Annotated in this window: 20 protein-coding genes and 1 tRNA gene; 13 read left to right on the top strand and 8 right to left on the bottom strand. The window is 34.6% G+C overall.

The annotated features are described in order from the left end of the window. Positions 1-2: 2 nt before the first annotated feature. Both DR871_RS11385 and DR871_RS11390 read left to right on the top strand, forming a co-directional pair. Positions 3-743, top strand: coding sequence for a head GIN domain-containing protein (locus DR871_RS11385; RefSeq protein ID WP_113666392.1), 741 nt, complete (start codon positions 3-5; stop codon positions 741-743). 87 nt (positions 744-830) lie between these two features. Further along, positions 831-1,664: a GIN domain-containing protein gene (locus DR871_RS11390; RefSeq protein ID WP_113666393.1), complete on the top strand. Its 834-nt coding sequence runs from the start codon at positions 831-833 to the stop codon at positions 1,662-1,664. 125 nt (positions 1,665-1,789) lie between these two features. Here DR871_RS11390 and trxB read toward each other — a convergent pair whose 3' ends face one another. Both trxB and DR871_RS11400 read right to left on the bottom strand, forming a co-directional pair. Then, complete coding sequence (gene trxB, locus DR871_RS11395; protein WP_113666394.1) at positions 1,790-2,737, bottom strand: thioredoxin-disulfide reductase; 948 nt, start codon at positions 2,735-2,737, stop codon at positions 1,790-1,792. Positions 2,738-2,867: 130 nt separating this feature from the next. Next, a tRNA-Pro gene (locus tag DR871_RS11400) sits at positions 2,868-2,942 on the bottom strand. Positions 2,943-3,336: 394 nt separating this feature from the next. On the opposite strand from DR871_RS11400, the gene DR871_RS11405 reads away from it, so the two are divergent. The 6 genes from DR871_RS11405 to DR871_RS11430 all read left to right on the top strand — a co-directional run bounded on the left by DR871_RS11405 (position 3,337) and on the right by DR871_RS11430 (position 8,916). Then, positions 3,337-4,101 carry a ParA family protein gene (locus tag DR871_RS11405; protein WP_113666395.1) on the top strand — a complete coding sequence of 255 codons (765 nt, stop codon included), beginning with the start codon at positions 3,337-3,339 and terminating at the stop codon, positions 4,099-4,101. Between the two features lie 7 nt (positions 4,102-4,108). Continuing rightward, positions 4,109-5,008, top strand: a complete 900-nt coding sequence (locus DR871_RS11410) for a ParB/RepB/Spo0J family partition protein (protein ID WP_113666396.1) — start codon at positions 4,109-4,111, stop codon at positions 5,006-5,008. Continuing rightward, complete coding sequence (locus DR871_RS11415) at positions 5,008-5,568, top strand: DUF5683 domain-containing protein (protein WP_113666397.1); 561 nt, start codon at positions 5,008-5,010, stop codon at positions 5,566-5,568. Before DR871_RS11410 ends, DR871_RS11415 begins: the two co-directional genes overlap by 1 nt. Positions 5,569-5,823: 255 nt before the next feature. After that, the gene (gene dapB, locus DR871_RS11420) at positions 5,824-6,552 is read left to right on the top strand and encodes a 4-hydroxy-tetrahydrodipicolinate reductase (RefSeq protein ID WP_113666399.1); all 729 of its coding nucleotides are present in this window, start codon (positions 5,824-5,826) and stop codon (positions 6,550-6,552) included. Positions 6,553-6,627: 75 nt separating this feature from the next. Further along, positions 6,628-8,181, top strand: a complete 1,554-nt coding sequence (gene lepB, locus DR871_RS11425) for a signal peptidase I (RefSeq protein WP_113666400.1) — start codon at positions 6,628-6,630, stop codon at positions 8,179-8,181. Positions 8,182-8,289: 108 nt separating this feature from the next. After that, positions 8,290-8,916, top strand: coding sequence for a WbqC family protein (locus DR871_RS11430; RefSeq protein WP_113666401.1), 627 nt, complete (start codon positions 8,290-8,292; stop codon positions 8,914-8,916). An 18-nt stretch (positions 8,917-8,934) separates the two neighbouring features. Here the strand turns inward: DR871_RS11430 and DR871_RS11435 are convergent, their stop codons facing one another. The 6 genes from DR871_RS11435 to DR871_RS11460 all read right to left on the bottom strand — a co-directional run bounded on the left by DR871_RS11435 (position 8,935) and on the right by DR871_RS11460 (position 15,188). Beyond that, positions 8,935-9,981: an endonuclease/exonuclease/phosphatase family protein gene (locus DR871_RS11435; protein ID WP_113666402.1), complete on the bottom strand. Its 1,047-nt coding sequence runs from the start codon at positions 9,979-9,981 to the stop codon at positions 8,935-8,937. A gap of 47 nt (positions 9,982-10,028) precedes the next feature. Further along, a complete protein-coding gene (locus DR871_RS11440; protein WP_113666403.1) occupies positions 10,029-10,898 on the bottom strand; it encodes a rhomboid family intramembrane serine protease in 870 nt (289 codons plus the stop codon). A gap of 60 nt (positions 10,899-10,958) precedes the next feature. After that, a complete protein-coding gene (locus DR871_RS11445; protein WP_113666404.1) occupies positions 10,959-11,705 on the bottom strand; it encodes a rhomboid family intramembrane serine protease in 747 nt (248 codons plus the stop codon). After that, positions 11,702-13,543, bottom strand: coding sequence for a DNA mismatch repair endonuclease MutL (gene mutL / locus DR871_RS11450; protein WP_113666405.1), 1,842 nt, complete (start codon positions 13,541-13,543; stop codon positions 11,702-11,704). Before mutL ends, DR871_RS11445 begins: the two co-directional genes overlap by 4 nt. Before the next feature lie 186 nt (positions 13,544-13,729). Next, positions 13,730-14,305 carry a 6,7-dimethyl-8-ribityllumazine synthase gene (gene ribH / locus DR871_RS11455; RefSeq protein WP_113666406.1) on the bottom strand — a complete coding sequence of 192 codons (576 nt, stop codon included), beginning with the start codon at positions 14,303-14,305 and terminating at the stop codon, positions 13,730-13,732. Between the two features lie 106 nt (positions 14,306-14,411). After that, the gene (locus DR871_RS11460) at positions 14,412-15,188 is read right to left on the bottom strand and encodes a tetratricopeptide repeat protein (protein WP_113666407.1); all 777 of its coding nucleotides are present in this window, start codon (positions 15,186-15,188) and stop codon (positions 14,412-14,414) included. A 232-nt stretch (positions 15,189-15,420) separates the two neighbouring features. Here DR871_RS11460 and recF point away from each other — a divergent pair, with 232 nt between their 5' ends. From recF to murB, 5 genes are all read left to right on the top strand, one after another. Beyond that, a complete protein-coding gene (gene recF, locus DR871_RS11465; RefSeq protein WP_113666409.1) occupies positions 15,421-16,500 on the top strand; it encodes a DNA replication/repair protein RecF in 1,080 nt (359 codons plus the stop codon). A gap of 78 nt (positions 16,501-16,578) precedes the next feature. Beyond that, on the top strand, positions 16,579-17,277 hold the full coding sequence (locus tag DR871_RS11470) for a thioredoxin domain-containing protein (protein WP_113666410.1): 699 nt from the start codon (positions 16,579-16,581) through the stop codon (positions 17,275-17,277). A 6-nt stretch (positions 17,278-17,283) separates the two neighbouring features. Beyond that, entirely contained in the window at positions 17,284-17,955 is a 672-nt protein-coding gene (locus DR871_RS11475; protein ID WP_113666411.1) for a DUF2461 domain-containing protein, read from the top strand. A 5-nt stretch (positions 17,956-17,960) separates the two neighbouring features. Then, a complete protein-coding gene (locus DR871_RS11480; protein ID WP_113666412.1) occupies positions 17,961-19,028 on the top strand; it encodes a glycosyltransferase in 1,068 nt (355 codons plus the stop codon). A 109-nt stretch (positions 19,029-19,137) separates the two neighbouring features. Further along, positions 19,138-20,151 carry a UDP-N-acetylmuramate dehydrogenase gene (murB, locus tag DR871_RS11485; RefSeq protein WP_113666500.1) on the top strand — a complete coding sequence of 338 codons (1,014 nt, stop codon included), beginning with the start codon at positions 19,138-19,140 and terminating at the stop codon, positions 20,149-20,151. The last annotated feature ends 36 nt before the right edge of the window (positions 20,152-20,187 follow it).

Consider the following 20,187-nt stretch of genomic DNA (forward strand, 5'->3'; position numbering starts at 1 on the left):
TCATGTTAAAAGTCATCACATTAATTACCAAATTCATTCTGGTTGCCTTAACAGCTTTGTTATTCGCTTCATGCAACCACTCCATTAATTTGAATTCAATAGAAGGAAGCGGAAATGTCACCACCGAGAAAAGAAATGTTGAAGATGATTTCAAAAGCATAGAAGTCAACAATTCCATTGACCTTGTCATAGAACAATCAGACAAAATGGAAATAGTGGTTGAAGCTGATGATAATTTACAAAAACACATTACTACTAAAGTAGAAAATGGGACACTTGTTATTTCATTTGATAAAAATTCTTTTTCCAATGCTGGATCTAAAAAAGTAACCGTAAAAATGCCTATAATTGATGAATTAGAAGCTACGAGCAGTGCCACAATAACGAGCAAGAATACACTGAAAGGCGAAAATATCCGTTTGAATACTTCGAGTGGAGCAAGTATTGATTTAAGCATCGAATCAGATAACATTACTTGCGATACCAGTAGCGGAAGTACTATCACGATAAATGGAAAAGCGCTTGAGATGAAAACCACCGCATCAAGTGGCAGCGAAATTAATGCTGATAAATTATTAGCCAATGAGGTAACTGCCGATGTATCCAGTGGAGCTTCCATAAGTGTACATCCCATTGTAAAATTAGTTGCACAAGCATCTAGCGGAGGAAATATCTCTTACGCTGTACAACCAAAATCGATTCAAAAAGAAACCAGTTCTGGGGGCAGCATAAGCCGACAATAGTAAATACTTCAAGTAAATATAATAGAAATCATCCATCACAAGTGGATGATTTTTTTTTATATTTGTGTAGACTCAAACCAACTTAACATGAAAAAATACACACTTATACTCCTGCTCCTTTTATCAACCACATTGACATTGGCACAGAAAAAGGAAAAGATCAAAGGTTCAAAAACGGTCACGATTGAGCAACGGGAAGTAGGAAATTTTGAATCACTCACAGTTGAAGACAATCTCGAAGTATATTTAGAAAGAGGCGAAAAAACGGAACTAAAAATAGAGGCCGATGACAACCTCCATGATATTATTTCTTTGGATTTAAGTGATAATACCTTGCGCGTTTATACTACAAAGCAAGCCATCAATTATAAAAAAATCATTGTCAGAGTTACGTATACCAAAGATTTGAATCTCATTACCTCAAAAGATGAATCGACCGTTAATGCAATACAAGAACTTTTACTGAACACCATTACACTAAAAGCTCATGATGCTTCCAATTTATTTTTGAATGTAAACACCAAAGATTTCTTACTTCAGGCAGACGATAAATCAAAAACAGAACTCAATTTAAAATCCGAAAATGCGACCATTGAATTAAGCAAAAATTCATCTTTGAAAGCCTTAGTTAACGCTACTGATTTGAAAGTAGATATGTACCAAAAAGCAGATGCTACAGTAGAAGGAAGTGCTATAAATTCGATGATACGATTGGACAATAACGCCTCATTTACCGGAAACAAGTTTACCACAAAAAATGCGGATATCACTACTGAAAGTTATTCTAGCTGCAGTTTATTTACGGAAACATCCGTGATTATTGATGCTGCTAATAAATCCGAAATCCAATTGGTGGGTTCCCCAAAAATTGAAATACGAAAATTTGCTGATGAAGCAAAATTGATTAAAAAGTTGAAATAATCTTTCTCCAACCTTTTCCAAAGGAGAAGGAGAAAAACTAGATTGATGTTATATATTCTAACAACAAAAAGTCCCACTTGCTATGGCAAATGGGACTTTTTAAATATTAATTTTTCCAGCTATTATTATTCTTTAGAAGCTAAATATCTTTCAGCATCAAGAGCCGCCATACATCCTGTTCCAGCTGCAGTAATCGCTTGACGATATACATGATCCGCAGCATCACCCGCTACAAAAACGCCTTCAACATTTGTTTTTGAAGTTCCTGGAGTATTGATAATATATCCGGTTTCATCTAATGTGATAAAATCCTTGAAAATATCAGTATTTGGTTTGTGACCAATCGCTACGAAGAAACCGGTTGCAGGAATATCAAAAACCTCGTTAGTTGTTTTATTTAAAGCCTTAACACCAGTAACTACTTGCTCATCTCCTAGTACTTCAACAGTATCGTGATTCATTAGTATAGTAATGTTCTCCGTTTTACGAACGCGCTCTTCCATGATTTTAGAAGCTCTGAATTTTTCGCTGCGCACTAACATCGTTACTTTTTTACAAAGTTTAGACAAATAGTGTGCCTCTTCACAAGCTGAATCCCCCGCTCCCACTATTACTACTTCTTGATTTCTATAGAAAAAACCGTCACAGACAGCACATGCCGAAACTCCGCCACCCATTTTCAAATAGTGTTGTTCAGATGGCATCCCTAAATATTTAGCCGATGCTCCTGTAGAAATAATCACTGTTTCACAATGCAATTCTATCGTATCATTAATCCAAACTTTATGAATATCGCCTGAGAAATCCACTCTTGTAGCCCAACCATCGCGCACATCAGTACCAAAACGTTGCGCTTGTGCTTGTAACCCAACCATCATTTCTGGACCTGTAATTCCTTCAGGGTTTCCAGGCCAGTTTTCTACTTCATTTGTTGTTGTTAGCTGTCCACCAGGCTGCATTCCTTGGTACAAAACAGGATTCATGTTTGCTCTGGCAGCATAAATTGCGGCAGTATAACCTGCTGGACCAGAACCTATAATAAGACATTTAATTTTTTCGATTGTAGCTGACATATTGGTGTTTCTTTTGAATTTAACAGTGCAAAAATAGGATATTATTGCTGTAATACTGAACAAGAAGTATCAGTTTTAATTATTCTGGAATAAAAAAATCCCTTCTGTGAGAACAGAAAGGATCAATTTGTCGGGGTGGCAGGATTCGAACCTGCGGCCTCCTGCTCCCAAAGCAGGCGCGATAACCGAGCTACGCTACACCCCGAAAGCGGGTGCAAATATAGAACTATTTTCGGCTTATGCAAAACTATTTAAGAAATAAGAAATAAATTTATTTGTGTAATAAAATGATTGCATAAAAATCATTTCCTATGACCTGGATAAAAGTGAAAAGCTACGCAGAATTCCTCCCATTTCTCTGTAATAATCTGAGCTAAAATAACTAGTTTCTTTTGAATAGCCTTAAAAGATAAACTATAGCTAATGAGCAAACTAGCGGGATCATAACACACAGCTAAAATTGCTTCATAAAATCTAAAACGCTCTAAAATAAGAATCTGTCAAAAGGCAAGGAATCAAGCTTTAACGAATGTTAACAAAATAGATTTTCAAAAACCATAAATAATTGTATTTTTACGGTTCAAAATTTAGAAAAATAAATGGGCAAAATCATCGCGATTGCTAATCAAAAAGGAGGAGTTGGAAAGACTACAACATCAGTTAATCTTGCTGCTTCATTAGGAGTTTTAGAAAAGAAAGTATTACTTATAGATGCTGATCCACAAGCAAATGCGTCATCAGGCTTAGGAATTGACGTTGAATCTGTCGAAATAGGAACCTACCAAATCCTTGAGCATAGTCATACGCCACAAGAGGCCATCATAAAATGTTCTGCACCAAATGTTGATGTTATTCCATCGCATATTGATCTTGTTGCTATTGAAATCGAATTAGTCGACAAAGAAAACAGGGAATATATGCTTAAAAAAGCATTGGAAAGTATCAAAGATGACTACGATTACATCATTATTGATTGTGCACCATCTTTGGGTTTACTTACGCTAAATGCTTTAACTGCTTCCGATTCAGTGATTATTCCTATTCAATGCGAATATTTTGCACTGGAAGGTTTAGGAAAATTATTGAATACCATAAAAAGTATCCAAAAAATTCATAATCCGGATTTAGACATTGAAGGATTATTATTAACCATGTTTGACTCCCGTTTGCGTTTATCAAATCAAGTGGTTGAAGAAGTTCAGAAACATTTTAACGACATGGTTTTTGATACTATTATTCAGAGAAATGTAAAATTAAGTGAAGCACCTAGTTTTGGCGAAAGCATAATAAACTATGACGCAACAAGTAAAGGCGCTATCAATTATCTACATCTTGCTCAAGAAATTATAAAGAAAAATAGCTAAACTAGTTATGGCACAAGCAATAAAAAAACAAGCCTTAGGAAGAGGATTATCGGCATTATTAAAAGATCCGGAAAACGACATCAAATCAGTCAATGATAAAAATGCAGATAAAGTTGTAGGAAATATTATTGAGTTAGAAATTGAGGCGATTGAAATAAATCCGTTTCAGCCGAGAAGTAATTTCAATGAGGAATCATTACGAGAATTAGCTACTTCTATCAAAGAATTAGGCGTGATTCAACCCATTACCGTTCGTAAACTGGACTTCAATAAGTACCAATTGATTTCAGGGGAACGTCGTCTTCGTGCGTCGACTCTTGTAGGATTGACAACTGTTCCTGCTTACATTCGTATCGCAAACGACAATGAATCACTGGTTATGGCCTTGGTTGAAAACATCCAGCGTCATGATTTAGATCCTATTGAAATTGCGCTTTCGTACCAACGATTGATTGACGAAATTCAGCTAACTCAGGAACAAATGAGCGATCGCGTGGGTAAGAAACGCTCTACGATTGCTAATTATTTAAGACTTTTGAAACTAGATCCGATAATCCAAACTGGAATTCGTGATGGTTTCATCAGCATGGGTCATGGTCGTGCAATCATCAACATCGAAGATCAAGACATTCAAACTGATATTTACCAAAAAATTGTCAGCCAAAATCTGTCGGTTCGTGATACCGAAGCTTTGGTAAAAAAATATCAGGAAAGTTTAAAACCTAAACCTGCCGGGAATCCAAAAACAGCCTCATTTGAAATCGCTGAAGCTCAAAAAAGTACTTTTACAAATTATTTTGGTACCAAAGTAGAAGTAAAAGTAGCAGGAAACGGTAAAGGAAAAATCACAATTCCATTTCATTCTGAAGAAGACTTCAACAGAATTATTAAACTAATAAACGAATAGTGAATAAAATCATTATCATCGCTCTATTCCTTTTTCTTGTAGGAAACACTGCTGTTTTTTCACAAACGAAAACAGAAGCGGTGTTGGTTGCCAAAGACACTTTAAAATCAAATGACATTGATCCGTTGACTCCTGCAAAAGCGGCTTTTTTTTCAGCTGTTTTACCGGGTTTGGGCCAAGCCTACAATAAAAAATACTGGAAAATACCACTTGTATACGGAGCTTTGGGAACGAGTATTTATTTTTATGTTGACAATAATAAAAAATACCATCAATACAGAGACGCTTACAAAAGCAGACTAGAAGGTTATGTTACAGACGATTTAGCTTTTCTGGACAACAATCGATTAATTGCCGGACAGAAATTTTACCAACGTAACCGCGATTTATCTGCTTTGGTTACGCTGGCTTTTTATGCGCTAAATATTATTGATGCTAATGTTGATGCCGCTTTAATCCAATTTAATGTTGATGAAAACTTGTCGGTAAGACCCGTTCTTTATCCTAATGATGTAACATTAAAGACAAATGTAGGACTAACTTTTAATTACAGTTTTTAGAACCCCATAATTAGTTTAAAAACGGAATTAAACAACAAGAACAACTCGTCATGTCATTACTTAATAAAATCGGGAAGAAATATTTTTTTATAGGAACTACACTTTTATTAATAATCACTTTAATAAATTATTCTGAAAATAAGACATTCGATCCCATCCGAATGAATCCCTTCTTTTCCGGATTTATTGCCGGAGTTTTATTAGCACTATTAGCTGCAGGACTATTAAATTATTCAAAATTTAAAAAATAAACAAATGAAAATTGCACTTTTAGGATACGGAAAAATGGGCCAGGTAATTGAAAGAATTGCACTGGAAAGAGGCCATGAAATCGTTTTGAAAAAAGATGAAAACAACACTTTTGATGGCCTTTCAAATGCTGATGTGGCAATTGATTTTAGTGTTCCAACAGCAGCTGTCAGTAATATTTCAAATTGTTTCCAAGCGAACGTTCCCGTAATTTCCGGAACAACAGGATGGCTGGAGAATTATGATGAAGTAGCAGCACTTTGCCATGAAAAAAAGGGAGCATTTATCTCGAGTTCTAACTTTAGTTTAGGTGTTAATATATTTTTTGAAGTAAACGAATATTTGGCTAAAATCATGTCAAAATTCGATAGTTATAACGTTTCAATGGAAGAAATCCATCACACACAGAAACTGGATGCACCAAGCGGTACAGCAATTTCTCTGGCAAAAGGTATCATTGAAAATAGCTCGTATAACAATTGGACCTTAGAAAAACCTGAAGCTGACCAAACGAGCGATAGCGAACTGGCGAAGCAAATTCATATCGAAGCAAAGCGAATTGGTACAATTCCGGGAACACACACTGTAACATATAATTCCTCCGTAGACGCAATCGAAATTAAACATACCGCACACAATCGCGAAGGATTTGCACTTGGTGCTGTAATAGCAGCAGAATGGATTGTGGGAAAACAAGGTATTTTCACCATGAAAGATGTTTTAGAATTAAAATAAAATTATTCGCCTGTTTAAGAAAATTGCTAACGAAACAACCTTAAACTTTAAACTTTAAACTTTAAATAAAAAACTATGTCAGTATATCAATGGTTTGTATTTTTTCTGCTTGTACAAATAGTTCACTTTTTAGGAACCTGGAAATTATATGAAGCTGCCGGAAGAAAAAAATGGGAAGCTGCAGTACCCGTTTACAATGCAATTGTTTTAATGAAAATCATAGGCCGTCCTAGTTGGTGGACTATCTTGCTATTTATGCCAATTATCAATTTGATCATTTTTCCGGTTGTTTGGGTAGAAACGCTAAGAAGCTTTGGAAAAAGATCCGGATTAGATACTTTTTTGGTATTAATAACCTTGGGATTGTACCTGTATTATATCAATTACACACAAAAATTAAATTACATTTCGGATAGAAGTTTAAATCCGCAAAACAAAGCTGCTGACACCGTTAGTTCTTTACTTTTTGCTATTGTTGTAGCTACAATCGTGCACACTTATTTTATTCAACCATACACGATTCCAACTTCATCATTGGAAAAATCATTATTAGTAGGTGACTTTTTATTTGTAAGCAAAATGAATTATGGCGCAAGAGTTCCCATGACAACTGTAGCTTTGCCAATGGTTCACGATTCTATTCCTTTGACAAAAAGTAAATCATACCTGACTTGGCCTCAATTGCCTTACATGAGAATGCCTGGAATTCAAAATATTGACCGTACAGATATCGTCGTTTTTAACTGGCCGGTCGATACTGTTTATAGATTTTTTGACACTTCAAAAAGACGTGCTTACAAACCCGTTGACAAGAAATCAAACTATGTAAAAAGATGTGTGGGAATTCCGGGTGATAATTTATCCTTAAAAGATGGTATCGTATACATTGATGGTAAAATATTGCAATTACCTGAACGAGCGAAACCACAATTCTCTTATAAAGTGGCTTTGGATGGAAAAACACCAATCGATTTTGAATCTTTATTTAAAGATTTAGACGTGACGGATCCTGCTGGTTTTATGGATCAGACAAAAAGAGATACACTTTTCATGAGCGCCTTAACAGAAGTCGGAGCGGAACGATTAAAAAACACACCCGGAATTACGGCTGTCATCAGACAAATTTCCCGAGAAAATGACAATGGTGTTTTCCCACATATCAACAAATGGAATCGTGATAATTACGGTCCCGTTTACATTCCGGAAAATGGAAAAACAGTTGCATTAACTACCGAAACCTTGCCTTTTTATAAAGCCATTATTACCGATTATGAGAATAATGATTTAAAAGCAAACGGTTCCGAAATTAGAATAAACGGCGAAATTGCTACTACTTATACATTCAAGCAAAATTATTACTTTATGATGGGTGACAACCGTCACAACTCAGAAGACAGTCGCTATTGGGGATTTGTTCCTGAAAATCATATCGTAGGAAAACCTATTTTTATCTGGTTGAGTATCGATCCAAACGGCAAAGGAATAAACAAAATTCGTTGGAACAGAGTTTTCACAACCGTTAATGGTGAAGGTCAACCTCAGTCTTATTTTAAATTATTCCTTCTTGGATTAGTACTTTTCTTTGTAGGAGAATATTTTTGGAAAAAAAGAAAAGCGAGTAAAGTTTAAATAAAAAAAGTTTAAATAAAAAAAGTTTAAATAAAAAAAGTTTAAAGTTTAAGGTTTAAAGTCAGACGACTGCCTTGAACTTTAAACTTTAAAATAACAAATTATCATATGGAAATTCTCCTCCATCCCACCTATTTCCCATCAATCAGCCATTTTGTGGCTATGGCTCAATCAGAAAATATTACATTTGAAATAGAAGATAATTTCCAGAAACAGACGAACCGCAATCGTACATATATATACAGTCCAAACGGAATTCAGTTATTGAATATTCCTGTAAAACATTCGAAAGAAAGCCATCAAAAAACGAAAGATATTAGAATAGAAAGTGATTTTGACTGGCAAAAACAACATTTCAAATCATTAGAAGCAGCTTATAGAAATTCGCCTTTTTTCGAATTTTTTGAAGATGATATCCGACCTCTTTTTGAAAAAAAATATGACTTTTTGTTGGATCTAAATTTTGAAGCGTTGGCTATTTTGTCCAAATGCCTTCGCATGAAAATTACCTTTAAAACTACAACTGAATATTTTCATGATGCAGACACAGCTGTAATTACAAATTTCAGAGCTTTGGTAAACGGAAAAAAAGACCTTTCGACATTTGAAAATTACACACAAGTTTTTGATGACAAATATGGATTTATCAACAACCTTAGTGTATTGGATTTACTTTTCAATGAGGGGAAATATGCTGCTGAATATTTAAAAAACCAAAAACTAATTATCAAATAGTTTTTTTAAAGTCGGTTCTTACTCTAACGATAATCTTGCCATTATAGGAAAATGATCTGAGTTTACAAAACTTGGAAAATGCTCAAAACTCTTCACCTTCATTTTTTCATCGGCAAAAATGTAATCTATACGCGCTGGATAATACCTGAACTTATAAGTTTCTCCAAAACCAGTTCCCGCTTCTTCGAAACTATCTTTCATCTTACCTTTTATACTTCTATAGACATAAGAAAAAGCACTATTATTCATGTCTCCGCAAATAATAGTTGGGTAAATGCATTTCATTTTGTGTTCTTTGAACAACTCTGCTTGTTGCTGTTGCTGCTTGAACGCCTTACTTATTCTGATAAAAAGCATCTGAGATTTTTGTTGATTGATAGCATCAATATTCTCATCTATCTCGTTCACATCAGGAGAAATCTTGATAGACTGCAAATGCATATTATAAACTCTGATGATATCTTTCCCTTTTTTGATATCTGCAAAGACCACGTTATTACTGGAATTAGGAAAAATTATATTTCCCTGATCGATAATTGGAAATTTAGAAAAAATGGCCTGACCGGTTTTGATTTGGTTTCCATCAGTAAAAATATACCGATGCGGATACACTTTCAAATCAATATCGGCAGAAGGAGAATACTCTTGCATGCATAAAATATCCGGATTTTTGTCATTGATGAAGGCTAAAATATCCGAAGGAACATCATCTCTGTCAATCCACTTGAATACATTCAACAACCGAACATTATAACTCATGACAGTAAAATCTTTTTCTTCTTTAGAAAATTTAGGAGAAGAAAACTTGTAAAACTTATTTATAAAAGTGATTCCTATCAACAAAACCAAACCCGATACAATCAATTGTTTTTTGAACTGAAATGCCCAATAAATAAAAAACAGCGCATTGAAAACAAAAAAAAGTGGCATAAAAAGTGTCAAAACAGACAAAAGCGGAAATGATTTTGGTGCCAAAAAAGGCAAAACATAAGCAATGAAAGTGACAAGAGTTAAAATAATATTCAAAAAAAACATCCCTTTATTAAACCATGACAAATTTTTCATTTTCTCAATTTTTTATTAGTACAAATAGCTGACAACCGATTTGAAAATTATTTTCCCACTTTGAACAAAAATTCCTTTTCTTCTTTTGTCAAACTATCGTAACCAGACTGACTAATTTTATCTAAAATTTCATCAATTTGTTGTTGTGATTTATCTTTTGTAACTATTTTCGAAACGGTTTTCTCTACTGGCTTGCTATAATTTTTGTGCACTTTTTTGAAAGGTGTCGAAGTATTTTTCTTGAACAAATTGGAAAAAAAAGTAATTACACGAGAAACACCAACACTTAAATCCGTTCCATTTTGTAGCAATTTAATAAAAATAAAACCAAAAAAAGCACCTGAAAGATGAGAAATGTGTCCGCCCATGTTTTCGGAACGCAGCTGCATTAAATCAATAATAATAATTACGGCAGTTACATGCCACAACTTGACATTTCCGATAATCAATAAACGAAGGTCCATCAAAGGATAATAAGTTGTAGTAGCGACTAAAATCGCCATAATTGCCGCAGAAGCCCCTACAATTGGCGCATTAATATTTAAAATATAAAAAACCAAAATATAACATATTCCAGCAAAAATAGCACTCAACATATACAGCCCTACTAATTGCTTCGATGTGAAAAAAGTCATAAATAATCTGCCTGAAAAGTTTAAAACAATCATATTAAAAACGATGTGCATGATGCCGCTGTGAAAAAAAGCATACGAAAGCAACGACCATGGTTTCCAGAGTAACAGCGCCGCATCAGAGGATAAACTCACATAATGAAGATAATCAATATTGACACCCAACAAAGATAAAAGCGCAAAAAATAACCACGGAAAAACAAACAAAGCAGCATTCCAAAAGATTAGCTGAGTCACTATTCCTCCCATCTTATATTGTAATTTCAGGTCGTCAATAATATTCATAATGTAATTGGGATTTAAAAACTGATAGTGAATTCGTACTATTTAAATGAAATTACAATTTTAATTCCAACGGTTTTTATTAAACTGATTTTTCTTCCAGTACCACATAATAATAAAACCAAACAAAGCACCACCAACGTGAGCAAAATGAGCAATTCCGCCGCCTCCAAAAATTGATTTTCCGGAAATACCTAAATACAAATCGACCAAGACTAAACCCGGAACAAAATATTTTGCTTTTATTGGCACCGGAATAAACATCAAAGCCAGTTCAGCATTAGGAAACATAAACGCAAAGGCTACGATTGTTCCATAAATTGCTCCCGATGCACCAACAGCCGTTCCCATATAAGCACTAGTGAAATTTTGAAAATCAGAAACGGATAAGATTTCCTGCCATCTTGTATTTATTTTCCCTTCATTCAATAGCTGTAAAACCTCTTGTTTAGGAAAGCCATTTGCAATAAGTGTGTTCAAACTTTCTTGAAAGTAGTAATAATTTACACCTGTGTGCAACAATGCAGCGCCTAACCCACAGGAAATATAGAAAAACAAAAACTTTTTGCTTCCCCAAATTTGTTCTAAAGCAGATCCAAAAGAATACAAAGCAAACATATTGAAGAATATATGCATAAAACCTCCATGCATGAACATATGCGTCACCGGTTGCCACAACTGGAAACTAGGATTTTCAGGAAAATACAACGCCAATATTTTGTAGGCCGCATCGCCAATTATTAAAGTTCCTACAAAAAACAATACGTTAATAATAATTAATTGTTTTACAGTTTCAGTTACGTTTCTCATATTGCAAATTTTTTATCTAAATCTTCCACACGCATGGTGATGAAAGTGGGTTTATGAAATGGAGAAACATTGGGGTCTTTACAGGCAAAAAGCCCGTTGACCAAGTTTTCCTGTTCTTTTTCTGTGAGGTGTGTTCCAGTTTTCACGGCTAAACTTTTGGCCATTGATTTGGCAATTGTATCGTTCTGACTGAAACTGCTTTCCGGAATTCCGTCCTGCAAATCGCTTAATAATTGTTCTAAAACCAGTGAAACTTCGCTCTCCGTTACGTTAACTGGTATTCCTGAAATAACAATATGATCCGTATTATTTTCTTCAAAAATAAACCCTGTGTTTCGTAATGAAAATTGCAATTCAGCAATAAGTTCCATTTCGCTTGATGAATAAAACAAGTTCAAAGGAAATAACAATTGCTGACTTGAAGCTTGATGAACAGTCATATTAACCAAAAACTGTTCATACAAAACACGTTGATGCGCCCGTTGCTGATCCACAATTACCATTCCTGATTTTATGGAAGAAACAATGTATTTCTTATGAATTTGATACGTTTTATGAACAGAATGCTCAACTTCTTCATCATTAAACAAAGACGAAGTTACTTCTTCATTCTCAAATGTCATCTGTCCTATTTCATCCGTATCTTGTTTTAAACCAACATAAAGACTTTCCCAATTAGCAGTTGGTTCCGGTTTTCTGTAACTGGAAAATTGCTTGCTAGGTTTTTCTTCGGAAAACGGATTGAAGCTTCCATCAACCTGAATTGTAGGCGTTTCACCGGTTAAATCTTTGTAATGATACGGCGTATCTAAATTAGAATCGCGATCAAAATCCAACACTGGCGCTACATTAAACTGACCCAAACTATGTTTTATAGAAGCTCTCAAAATAGCATACAATGCATGCTCGTCATCGAACTTAATTTCCGTTTTAGTGGGATGAATGTTGATATCAATGGTATTTGGCGGCACCGTTAAATATAAAAAATAACTGGGCTGAGCACCGTCTTTCAAGATTCCGTCATAGGCGGCCATAACAGCATGATGCAAATAACCACTTTTTATAAATCGGTCATTGACAAAGAAAAACTGTTCACCACGATTTTTTTTGGCAAATTCAGGTTTGCTTACAAATCCTTGAATTGTCACTATCTCTGTTTCCTCTTGAACTGGCACCAATTTTTCATTGGTTTTACCCGAAAAAATATTTACAATTCGCTGGCGTAAAGTTGATGGAGGCAAGTTGAACATTTCACTGCCGTTGTGGTAAAATGTAAAATGAATATTGGAGTGAGCCAAAGCCACACGCTGAAACTCATCAATCACATGACGGTATTCGACGGTATCCGACTTCAAGAAATTGCGTCGCGCTGGAATATTAAAGAATAGATTCTTGACTGCAAATGAAGTTCCTTTTGGCAAAACAGCTACCTCTTGCGAGACAAATTTACTGCCTTCAACGATGATATGCGTCCCCAACTCTTCTTGGTCTTGCTTGGTTTTCATTTCTACATGCGCAATCGCTGCTATCGAAGCTAATGCTTCACCACGAAACCCTTTTGTGTGCAACGAAAATAGATCTTCAGCTTGACGGATTTTAGAAGTAGCATGACGTTCAAAACACAAACGTGCATCCGTAACGCTCATTCCTAAACCATTGTCAATTACTTGTACCAAGGCTTTTCCTGCATCTTTAATAATTAATTTGATATCTGTTGCCCTAGCATCTACTGCGTTCTCAAGCAACTCTTTGACAACCGAAGCCGGTCTTTGAACAACTTCTCCAGCAGCAATTTGATTGGCAACATGATCAGGAAGTAATTGAATTATACTCGACATTAAAAAATTCAAATTTAAAATTAGCCCTTCGTCTGTGCTCAGGGTGACAATAGTTTATTATAAAACCAAGAACTACAAATTTAATGAATTTCAGCTCGGAATGGAAGCTTATTTAATCATAAAAAAAACAAAAAACCTATACTATTTTTGAGATAATATAGGTTTAATAACTTGTATTTTGATTGTTTATTCCTTCAGTTCTAAAGGCGCACCTTCTTCCAATTGTATTGCACCTGCAGACAATAAATGTTGATCATCTATTTGATGTGACAATGATGATTGTTGACGTATATAAGCCATTTTTATCGCCGCAATAGCAGCTTCGGTTCCTTTGTTTCCATGAATTCCTCCACTTCTATCTATGGATTGCTGCATCGTGTTGTCCGTAAGAACACAAAATATAACCGGAACATCCGTTTGAACATTCAAATCTTTTATTCCTTGCGTTACTCCCTCGCACACAAAATCAAAATGTTTCGTTTGACCTTGGATGACGCAACCGATAACGATTACGGCATCAACATTTTGAGTTTGCAACATCTTTTTAGCACCATAAACAAGCTCAAAACTTCCTGGAACATTCCAACGAATAATTTGCCCAGCCGGAACTTCGTTTTCTAACAGTGTTTTGAACGCACCATCAAAAAGACCTTCGGTGATGGTTTCGTTCCACTCTGCAACTACAATTCCAAAACGAAATTTCTTCGCATTGGGAACCGTGTTTTTGTCGTATTCGGATAAATTTTTATTTTCGGTAGCCATTTGATTTTAAAATTTTGATTTTAGAATTTTGATTTCAGATATTAAAGATAGCATTTTGAAAACAAAATTCTACAATCTTAAATCACCAATCTTATATCATTTTTTACTATTGTGCCAATCCTATCAAAACATCAACTGAAGCACCTTCTGGAGTAGCTTCATAATTTTCTTTAATATCTGTAAAATATTTCAATGCATCCGCTTTATTACCTAAAGCAAGAGCAGTTTTTCCTGCTTTCAATAAGAAACGTGGCGTAGTGAAATCATTTTTATTAGCAGTAGCAGCTTTTACATAATTCTCTAAAGCCTCTTTTGGTTGATTTTTTTGAGAATAAGCATCGCCAATTGCTCCTTTTGCCAAAGCACTTAGAACAATATCATCTGATTTGAACTTGTTTAAATAATCAATCGCTTCTGTATATTTTCCGGTGTTCAAATACGCAATTCCAGCATAATAGTTTGCTAAATTTCCGGCATCAGTACCAGAATATTCATCAGCTATTTTCAAGAATCCAAATTTCCCTTCTGAACCATTCAAAGATAACTTATATAATGAGTCACTTGCAACTCCATCAGTAGCTTTTTGAAAATTTTGTTGTGCAACGAACATTTCATTAGCAGCTTCATCTTCTTTTGGCGCAGCAATAAATCGCTGATACGCTAAATAACCAATTGTAACTAAAGCAGCAACGGCAACTAATCCAATAATAACTTTTTGATTTTTAGCAACAAAATCCTCCGTTATTGTAGCCGTTTCGTCTAATTTTGAAAAAACCTCAGCTGTTGTACTGTCTTTTTCATCAATGATTACTGCTTCAACTCCTTCTTCTTTTACTTCTTTTTCTTTTGGTGCTTTATATCCTCTTTTATTGTAAGTAGCCATTTAAATTTAATTTAGTGAGTCGCAAAAATAAAATTTTTATTCAAACCCACACAAAAAATATGCTTTTATATTTAAAAAAAATATCCTACCAGATTCTTTGTTTCGAAAGACAAAATAATTCTGATAGAAAAAACAGAAAAGAGGGTTTTATCGATATTTTTCAATAATTTGCACCCACTTTGAAAAACCTGTTTAAAAACAGCAAAGTTCTCAATACCAGCAAGCCTTACCCATGTATTTAAAAAAAATTTCACTTTTCAATTATAAGAATTTCTCCGAAGCCAATTTCGATTTTGACACTAAAATAAATTGTTTTGTAGGCAAAAACGGAATTGGTAAAACAAATGTGCTGGATGCTATTTATCATTTGTCGTACGGAAAAAGCTATTTCAATCCATTAGCAGTTCAAAATATCAAACATGGCGAAGAATTTTTTGTGATTGACGCTGAATTTGAAAAAAACGAAAGAACGGAACAAATTGTCTGCAGTCTTAAAAAAGGCCAGAAAAAAATATTGAAACGCAATGGCAAAGCGTACGATAAATTCTCAGATCACATTGGGTTTATTCCTTTGGTAATTATCTCTCCTGCCGATAGAGATTTGATTGTGGAAGGAAGCGAAACCAGACGAAAATTCATGGACAGTGTAATCTCGCAACTGGACTCCCATTATTTGCAGCAACTCATTCAATACCAGAAAGTGATGAGCCAGCGCAATGCTTTATTGAAATATTTTGCGTTAAATCATGTTTTCGAAACTGACACGCTGTCTATATATAATGAGCAATTGACCGGTTTTGGACAATATATTTTCGAAAAAAGGAAAGAATTTATAGAACAATTCATTCCTATTTTCAATACCCATCATCAAGCTATAACAGGTTCGCAAGAAACAGTTCAACTCGTATATCAAAGTCATTTATTTGAAAAAGATTTATTGACCCTTTTGCAGGAAAACATCAATAAAGATCGTGCTTTGCACTATACTAGCGTGGGAATTCACAAAGACGATTTGGCCTTTGAAATTGATGAACATCCAATAAAGAAATTTGGCTCGCAAGGCCAACAAAAATCGTATTTGATAGCTTTGAAACTAGCGCAGTTTGAGTTTCTAAAAAAACAAAGCGGTGTCAAACCAATTCTATTATTTGATGATATTTTTGACAAATTAGACGAAAGTCGTGTGGCGAAAATAATTGAAATGGTCAATAGCGATACTTTTGGACAGCTTTTCATTTCAGATACCCATCCGGAACGTACCGAAGTGATTGTAAAATCGACGCATCAGAGCTATAAAATTTTTAACTTATAACTTTTATTTAGTACTTTATCAGGTCTGAAAATTGAAAAATTACCTAATTTAGCGTATTCAAATTTAAATAAAAAAACAATGAAATTTCAACCAATATTCCTCATAATCATATCATTTGTGATCTTTTCCTGTAACGGACAAACTTCAAAAAAAAGCCAAACAATCGATGCGAAAGCTTTTAGCGAAAAAATCGCTGCTACTCCAAATCCACAAATTCTGGATGTCCGAACACCAGAAGAATTTTCCGCCGATCATCTTGACAAGGCTGTAAATGTAAATTGGTTAGGAGACAATTTTGTTGCCGGTGCTGAAAAAATGGATAAAACAAAACCCGTTTTTGTGTATTGCAAAAGCAGCGGACGAAGCCAGAGTGCCGTTGAAAAACTGGAAGAACTTGGTTTTACAAATATTTATCAATTGCAAGGCGGAATATTAAAATGGGATGCTGCAGGATTGTCTAAACCGGATAACAAAATCACAGGAATGACCATGCAGGAATACAACAAATTAGTCAACTCTGACAAAAAAGTATTGATTGACTTTTATGCGGAATGGTGTGCACCCTGCAAAAAAATGAAACCGTATCTTTTGCAAATGGAGAAAGAATTAGCAGATAAAGTAACTATTATTCGTCTTGATGCTGACAAAAATAAAACCTTGATGACCGAAATGAAAATTAATGAGCTCCCTACTTTATTGCTTTATGAAAATGCAGCAGTACAATGGAAACATTCCGGTTTTATAAGCGAAGAGGAATTAAGAAAACAAATACAATAACTCAAGATGCTTTCAAAAGACACATTGCAATTTCTGGATGATTTAAAAGCTAATAATAATAGGGATTGGTTTCTGGAAAACAAAAAAAGATACGAAGCATTCAAGAAAGATTACCAACAATTAGTTGCTGATTTACTGGACGCCATGAAACCGCTGGATCCATCGCTGGAAATGCTGGAAGTCAAAAATTGTACGTTCAGAATCAATCGTGACATTCGGTTTTCTAAGGATAAAACGCCTTACAAATCACACTTAGGAATCTGGCTTTCGTCTGGTGCCAAAGGGCTTAATCGATCTGGCTATTACATTCACCTTGAAAAAGGAGCCAGTTTTATAGCCGGCGGACTGTATTGTCCAGAGTCTGAAGATTTAAAAAAAATGCGTAAAGAAATAGCGTTTTTTTATGAGGATTTAGAAGCTATTCTTGCTGAAAAAGATTTCAAAAGTGAATTTGAAGATTTTGATCGCAATGAAAAAGACACTTTAAAAAATCCACCCCGAGGTTACGATAAAGAACATCCGGCGATAGAATTATTAAAATTAAAAAGCTTTGAAGCCTCTCAAAAAATTGATTTCAGCGCAGCATCCAAAAAAGATTTTGTTGCCGTTATGAGCCAAAAACTAATTGCGCTAAAACCGTTGAACGATTACATCAATCGCGCTTTAACGTCGGAGTAATTGTAATGAAAAAAAGGAAAATACTTTTTCTTGGCGAATCCTACAGAGCCGATGCCATCACTTGGATGAACGGACTCAAGGAATTTGGTGATTTTGAAATCATTACTTGGGAATTAAAAACGCCTAGTACTGGTTTTAAAAACAGAATTTTAAGGGTTTTAGAATTTGAATTAGCCATTTTTAAAATCAGGAAACTAATAAAAGTTCAAAAACCGGACATGGTTATTGCGGAAAGAACCACCAGTTATGGTTTTCTTGCTGCATTATCCGGCGTAAAACCAATAGCAATAGCACAACAAGGCAGAACCGATTTATGGCCTGAGAAATCTATTTCCCTTCCGCTAAAAAAAATCATTCAAAAGTATGCTTTTCAAAAAGCCGATTTAATTCATGCTTGGGGTCCCGTGATGACTATTTCTATGATGGAGGCAAAAGTTGACATGAGCAAGGTTTTAGTACTACCAAAGGGAATTGATTTAGTACACTTTGGAAATCAAAACACGGCCAATCCAGAAAAAATTTGCGCCATCGTAACGCGTTCTTTACTAACGGAATACCGACATGATATTATTCTAAAATCATTTGCCATTTTAAACCAAAAAGGTATCGATTTCGTACTTACAATTATTGGTGACGGAACACAACTTGCTGCATTAAAAGAATTAGCAAAAAAATTAAACATCGAAAATAAAGTCAATTTTACCGGACGAATTCAAAACACCGTTTTACCAAAACTGTTGCAAGAATCTAACATTTACATCAGTATGCCAATAACAGAAGGCGTTTCGGCATCTTTATTTGAAGCGATGGCTACAAACTGTTATCCAATAGTAAGTGATATTGCAGGAAATAAAAGCTGGATCAAGCATCGCAAAAACGGTCAATTAATTCCTGTTGACGACTATAAAAAGCTTACCGAAGAATTAATCTGGGCGTTTGAAAATAAAGAATATAGAGAAAAAGCAGTTTCTGAGAACAGAAAATTTGTTGTAAAAAATGCAAATTATACTACTAATATGAAAATTATTGTCAATAAATACCACGAGTTAATCGATGGATTAAATGTAAAATAAGCTGTTTCTGAATTAATAGATTCTGTCTGATTGTCAAAAATCACCAACAACTACATTTTAATTCTTACTTTTGGTGCAGGATTCAACAACACAAAACGCACTTTCTTTTATGGAAATATTACCTAATTTCTCTTTAAAAAAATACAATACATTTGGCATTGAAGCCAAAGCAAAACAGTTTGTCGCCGTACATTCTGTGCAGAATTTGAAAACTATTTTACAAGAAAATAAAACGCAGCAAAAATTTATTTTAGGTGGAGGCAGCAACATGCTTTTGACAAAAAACATTGATGCGCTTGTCATTCATATCGATTTGAAAGGCAAAAAAATCCTTGAAGAAAATGAAAATTTTGTTTGGGTCGAAAGTCAGGCAGGCGAAAGCTGGCATGAATTTGTGCTTTGGACCATCAATCAAAATTTTGGTGGTTTAGAAAACATGTCGCTCATTCCGGGAAATGTGGGAACCACGCCGGTCCAAAACATAGGAGCCTATGGCACCGAAATCAAAGATACTTTTGTTTCCTGCGAAGCAATGACGATAGAAAGTCAGGAAATGAAAACCTTTACAAAGGAAGAATGTCATTTTGGATACCGAGAAAGCGTTTTTAAAAACGAAGCAAAAAACCAATATATCATTACTTCGGTTGTCTTTAAATTGACGAAAACAAATCATAAAATCAATACTTCTTACGGAGATATTTCATCTGAATTAGCCAAAAATAACATCACAAATCCAACTTTAAAGGACGTCAGCAATGCCGTAATTACCATTCGACAAAGTAAATTACCCGACCCAAAAGAACTAGGAAACAGTGGAAGTTTTTTTAAAAATCCAATTCTATTGAAATCAGATTTCGAAAAAATTCATCAGCAATTTCCTGAAATGAAATATTTCGATATTTCAGAAACCGAAGTAAAAGTCCCTGCAGGGTGGCTAATTGAACAAGCCGGTTTCAAAGGAAAACGTTTTGGTGATGCCGGAATTCATAAAAATCAAGCTTTAGTTTTAGTGAATTATGGCAATGCTACAGGTCAAGAAATTTTGAATGTTTCTAAGGATATTCAGGAGACAATCTTTAAAACGTTTGGCATTCGTATTGAAGCGGAAGTAAATGTTATTTAATAAAAAAAAGAGTGTTTGACTCCTTAGATTATCGAA

The sequence above is a fragment of the Flavobacterium petrolei genome (assembly GCF_003314435.2).
Lineage (GTDB): Bacteria > Bacteroidota > Bacteroidia > Flavobacteriales > Flavobacteriaceae > Flavobacterium > Flavobacterium petrolei.

Bases quoted from the DNA above. Each gene is read 5' to 3' on its own strand.
- DR871_RS11385 (WP_113666392.1), top strand. From the start codon at position 3: ATGTTAAAAGTCATCACATTAATTACCAAATTCATTCTGGTTGCCTTA.
- DR871_RS11390 (WP_113666393.1), top strand. From the start codon at position 831: ATGAAAAAATACACACTTATACTCCTGCTCCTTTTATCAACCACATTG.
- trxB (WP_113666394.1), bottom strand. From the start codon at position 2,737: ATGTCAGCTACAATCGAAAAAATTAAATGTCTTATTATAGGTTCTGGT.
- DR871_RS11405 (WP_113666395.1), top strand. From the start codon at position 3,337: ATGGGCAAAATCATCGCGATTGCTAATCAAAAAGGAGGAGTTGGAAAG.
- DR871_RS11410 (WP_113666396.1), top strand. From the start codon at position 4,109: ATGGCACAAGCAATAAAAAAACAAGCCTTAGGAAGAGGATTATCGGCA.
- dapB (WP_113666399.1), top strand. From the start codon at position 5,824: ATGAAAATTGCACTTTTAGGATACGGAAAAATGGGCCAGGTAATTGAA.
- lepB (WP_113666400.1), top strand. From the start codon at position 6,628: ATGTCAGTATATCAATGGTTTGTATTTTTTCTGCTTGTACAAATAGTT.
- DR871_RS11430 (WP_113666401.1), top strand. From the start codon at position 8,290: ATGGAAATTCTCCTCCATCCCACCTATTTCCCATCAATCAGCCATTTT.
- DR871_RS11435 (WP_113666402.1), bottom strand. From the start codon at position 9,981: ATGAAAAATTTGTCATGGTTTAATAAAGGGATGTTTTTTTTGAATATT.
- DR871_RS11440 (WP_113666403.1), bottom strand. From the start codon at position 10,898: ATGAATATTATTGACGACCTGAAATTACAATATAAGATGGGAGGAATA.
- DR871_RS11445 (WP_113666404.1), bottom strand. From the start codon at position 11,705: ATGAGAAACGTAACTGAAACTGTAAAACAATTAATTATTATTAACGTA.
- mutL (WP_113666405.1), bottom strand. From the start codon at position 13,543: ATGTCGAGTATAATTCAATTACTTCCTGATCATGTTGCCAATCAAATT.
- ribH (WP_113666406.1), bottom strand. From the start codon at position 14,305: ATGGCTACCGAAAATAAAAATTTATCCGAATACGACAAAAACACGGTT.
- DR871_RS11460 (WP_113666407.1), bottom strand. From the start codon at position 15,188: ATGGCTACTTACAATAAAAGAGGATATAAAGCACCAAAAGAAAAAGAA.
- recF (WP_113666409.1), top strand. From the start codon at position 15,421: ATGTATTTAAAAAAAATTTCACTTTTCAATTATAAGAATTTCTCCGAA.
- DR871_RS11470 (WP_113666410.1), top strand. From the start codon at position 16,579: ATGAAATTTCAACCAATATTCCTCATAATCATATCATTTGTGATCTTT.
- DR871_RS11475 (WP_113666411.1), top strand. From the start codon at position 17,284: ATGCTTTCAAAAGACACATTGCAATTTCTGGATGATTTAAAAGCTAAT.
- DR871_RS11480 (WP_113666412.1), top strand. From the start codon at position 17,961: ATGAAAAAAAGGAAAATACTTTTTCTTGGCGAATCCTACAGAGCCGAT.
- murB (WP_113666500.1), top strand. From the start codon at position 19,138: ATGGAAATATTACCTAATTTCTCTTTAAAAAAATACAATACATTTGGC.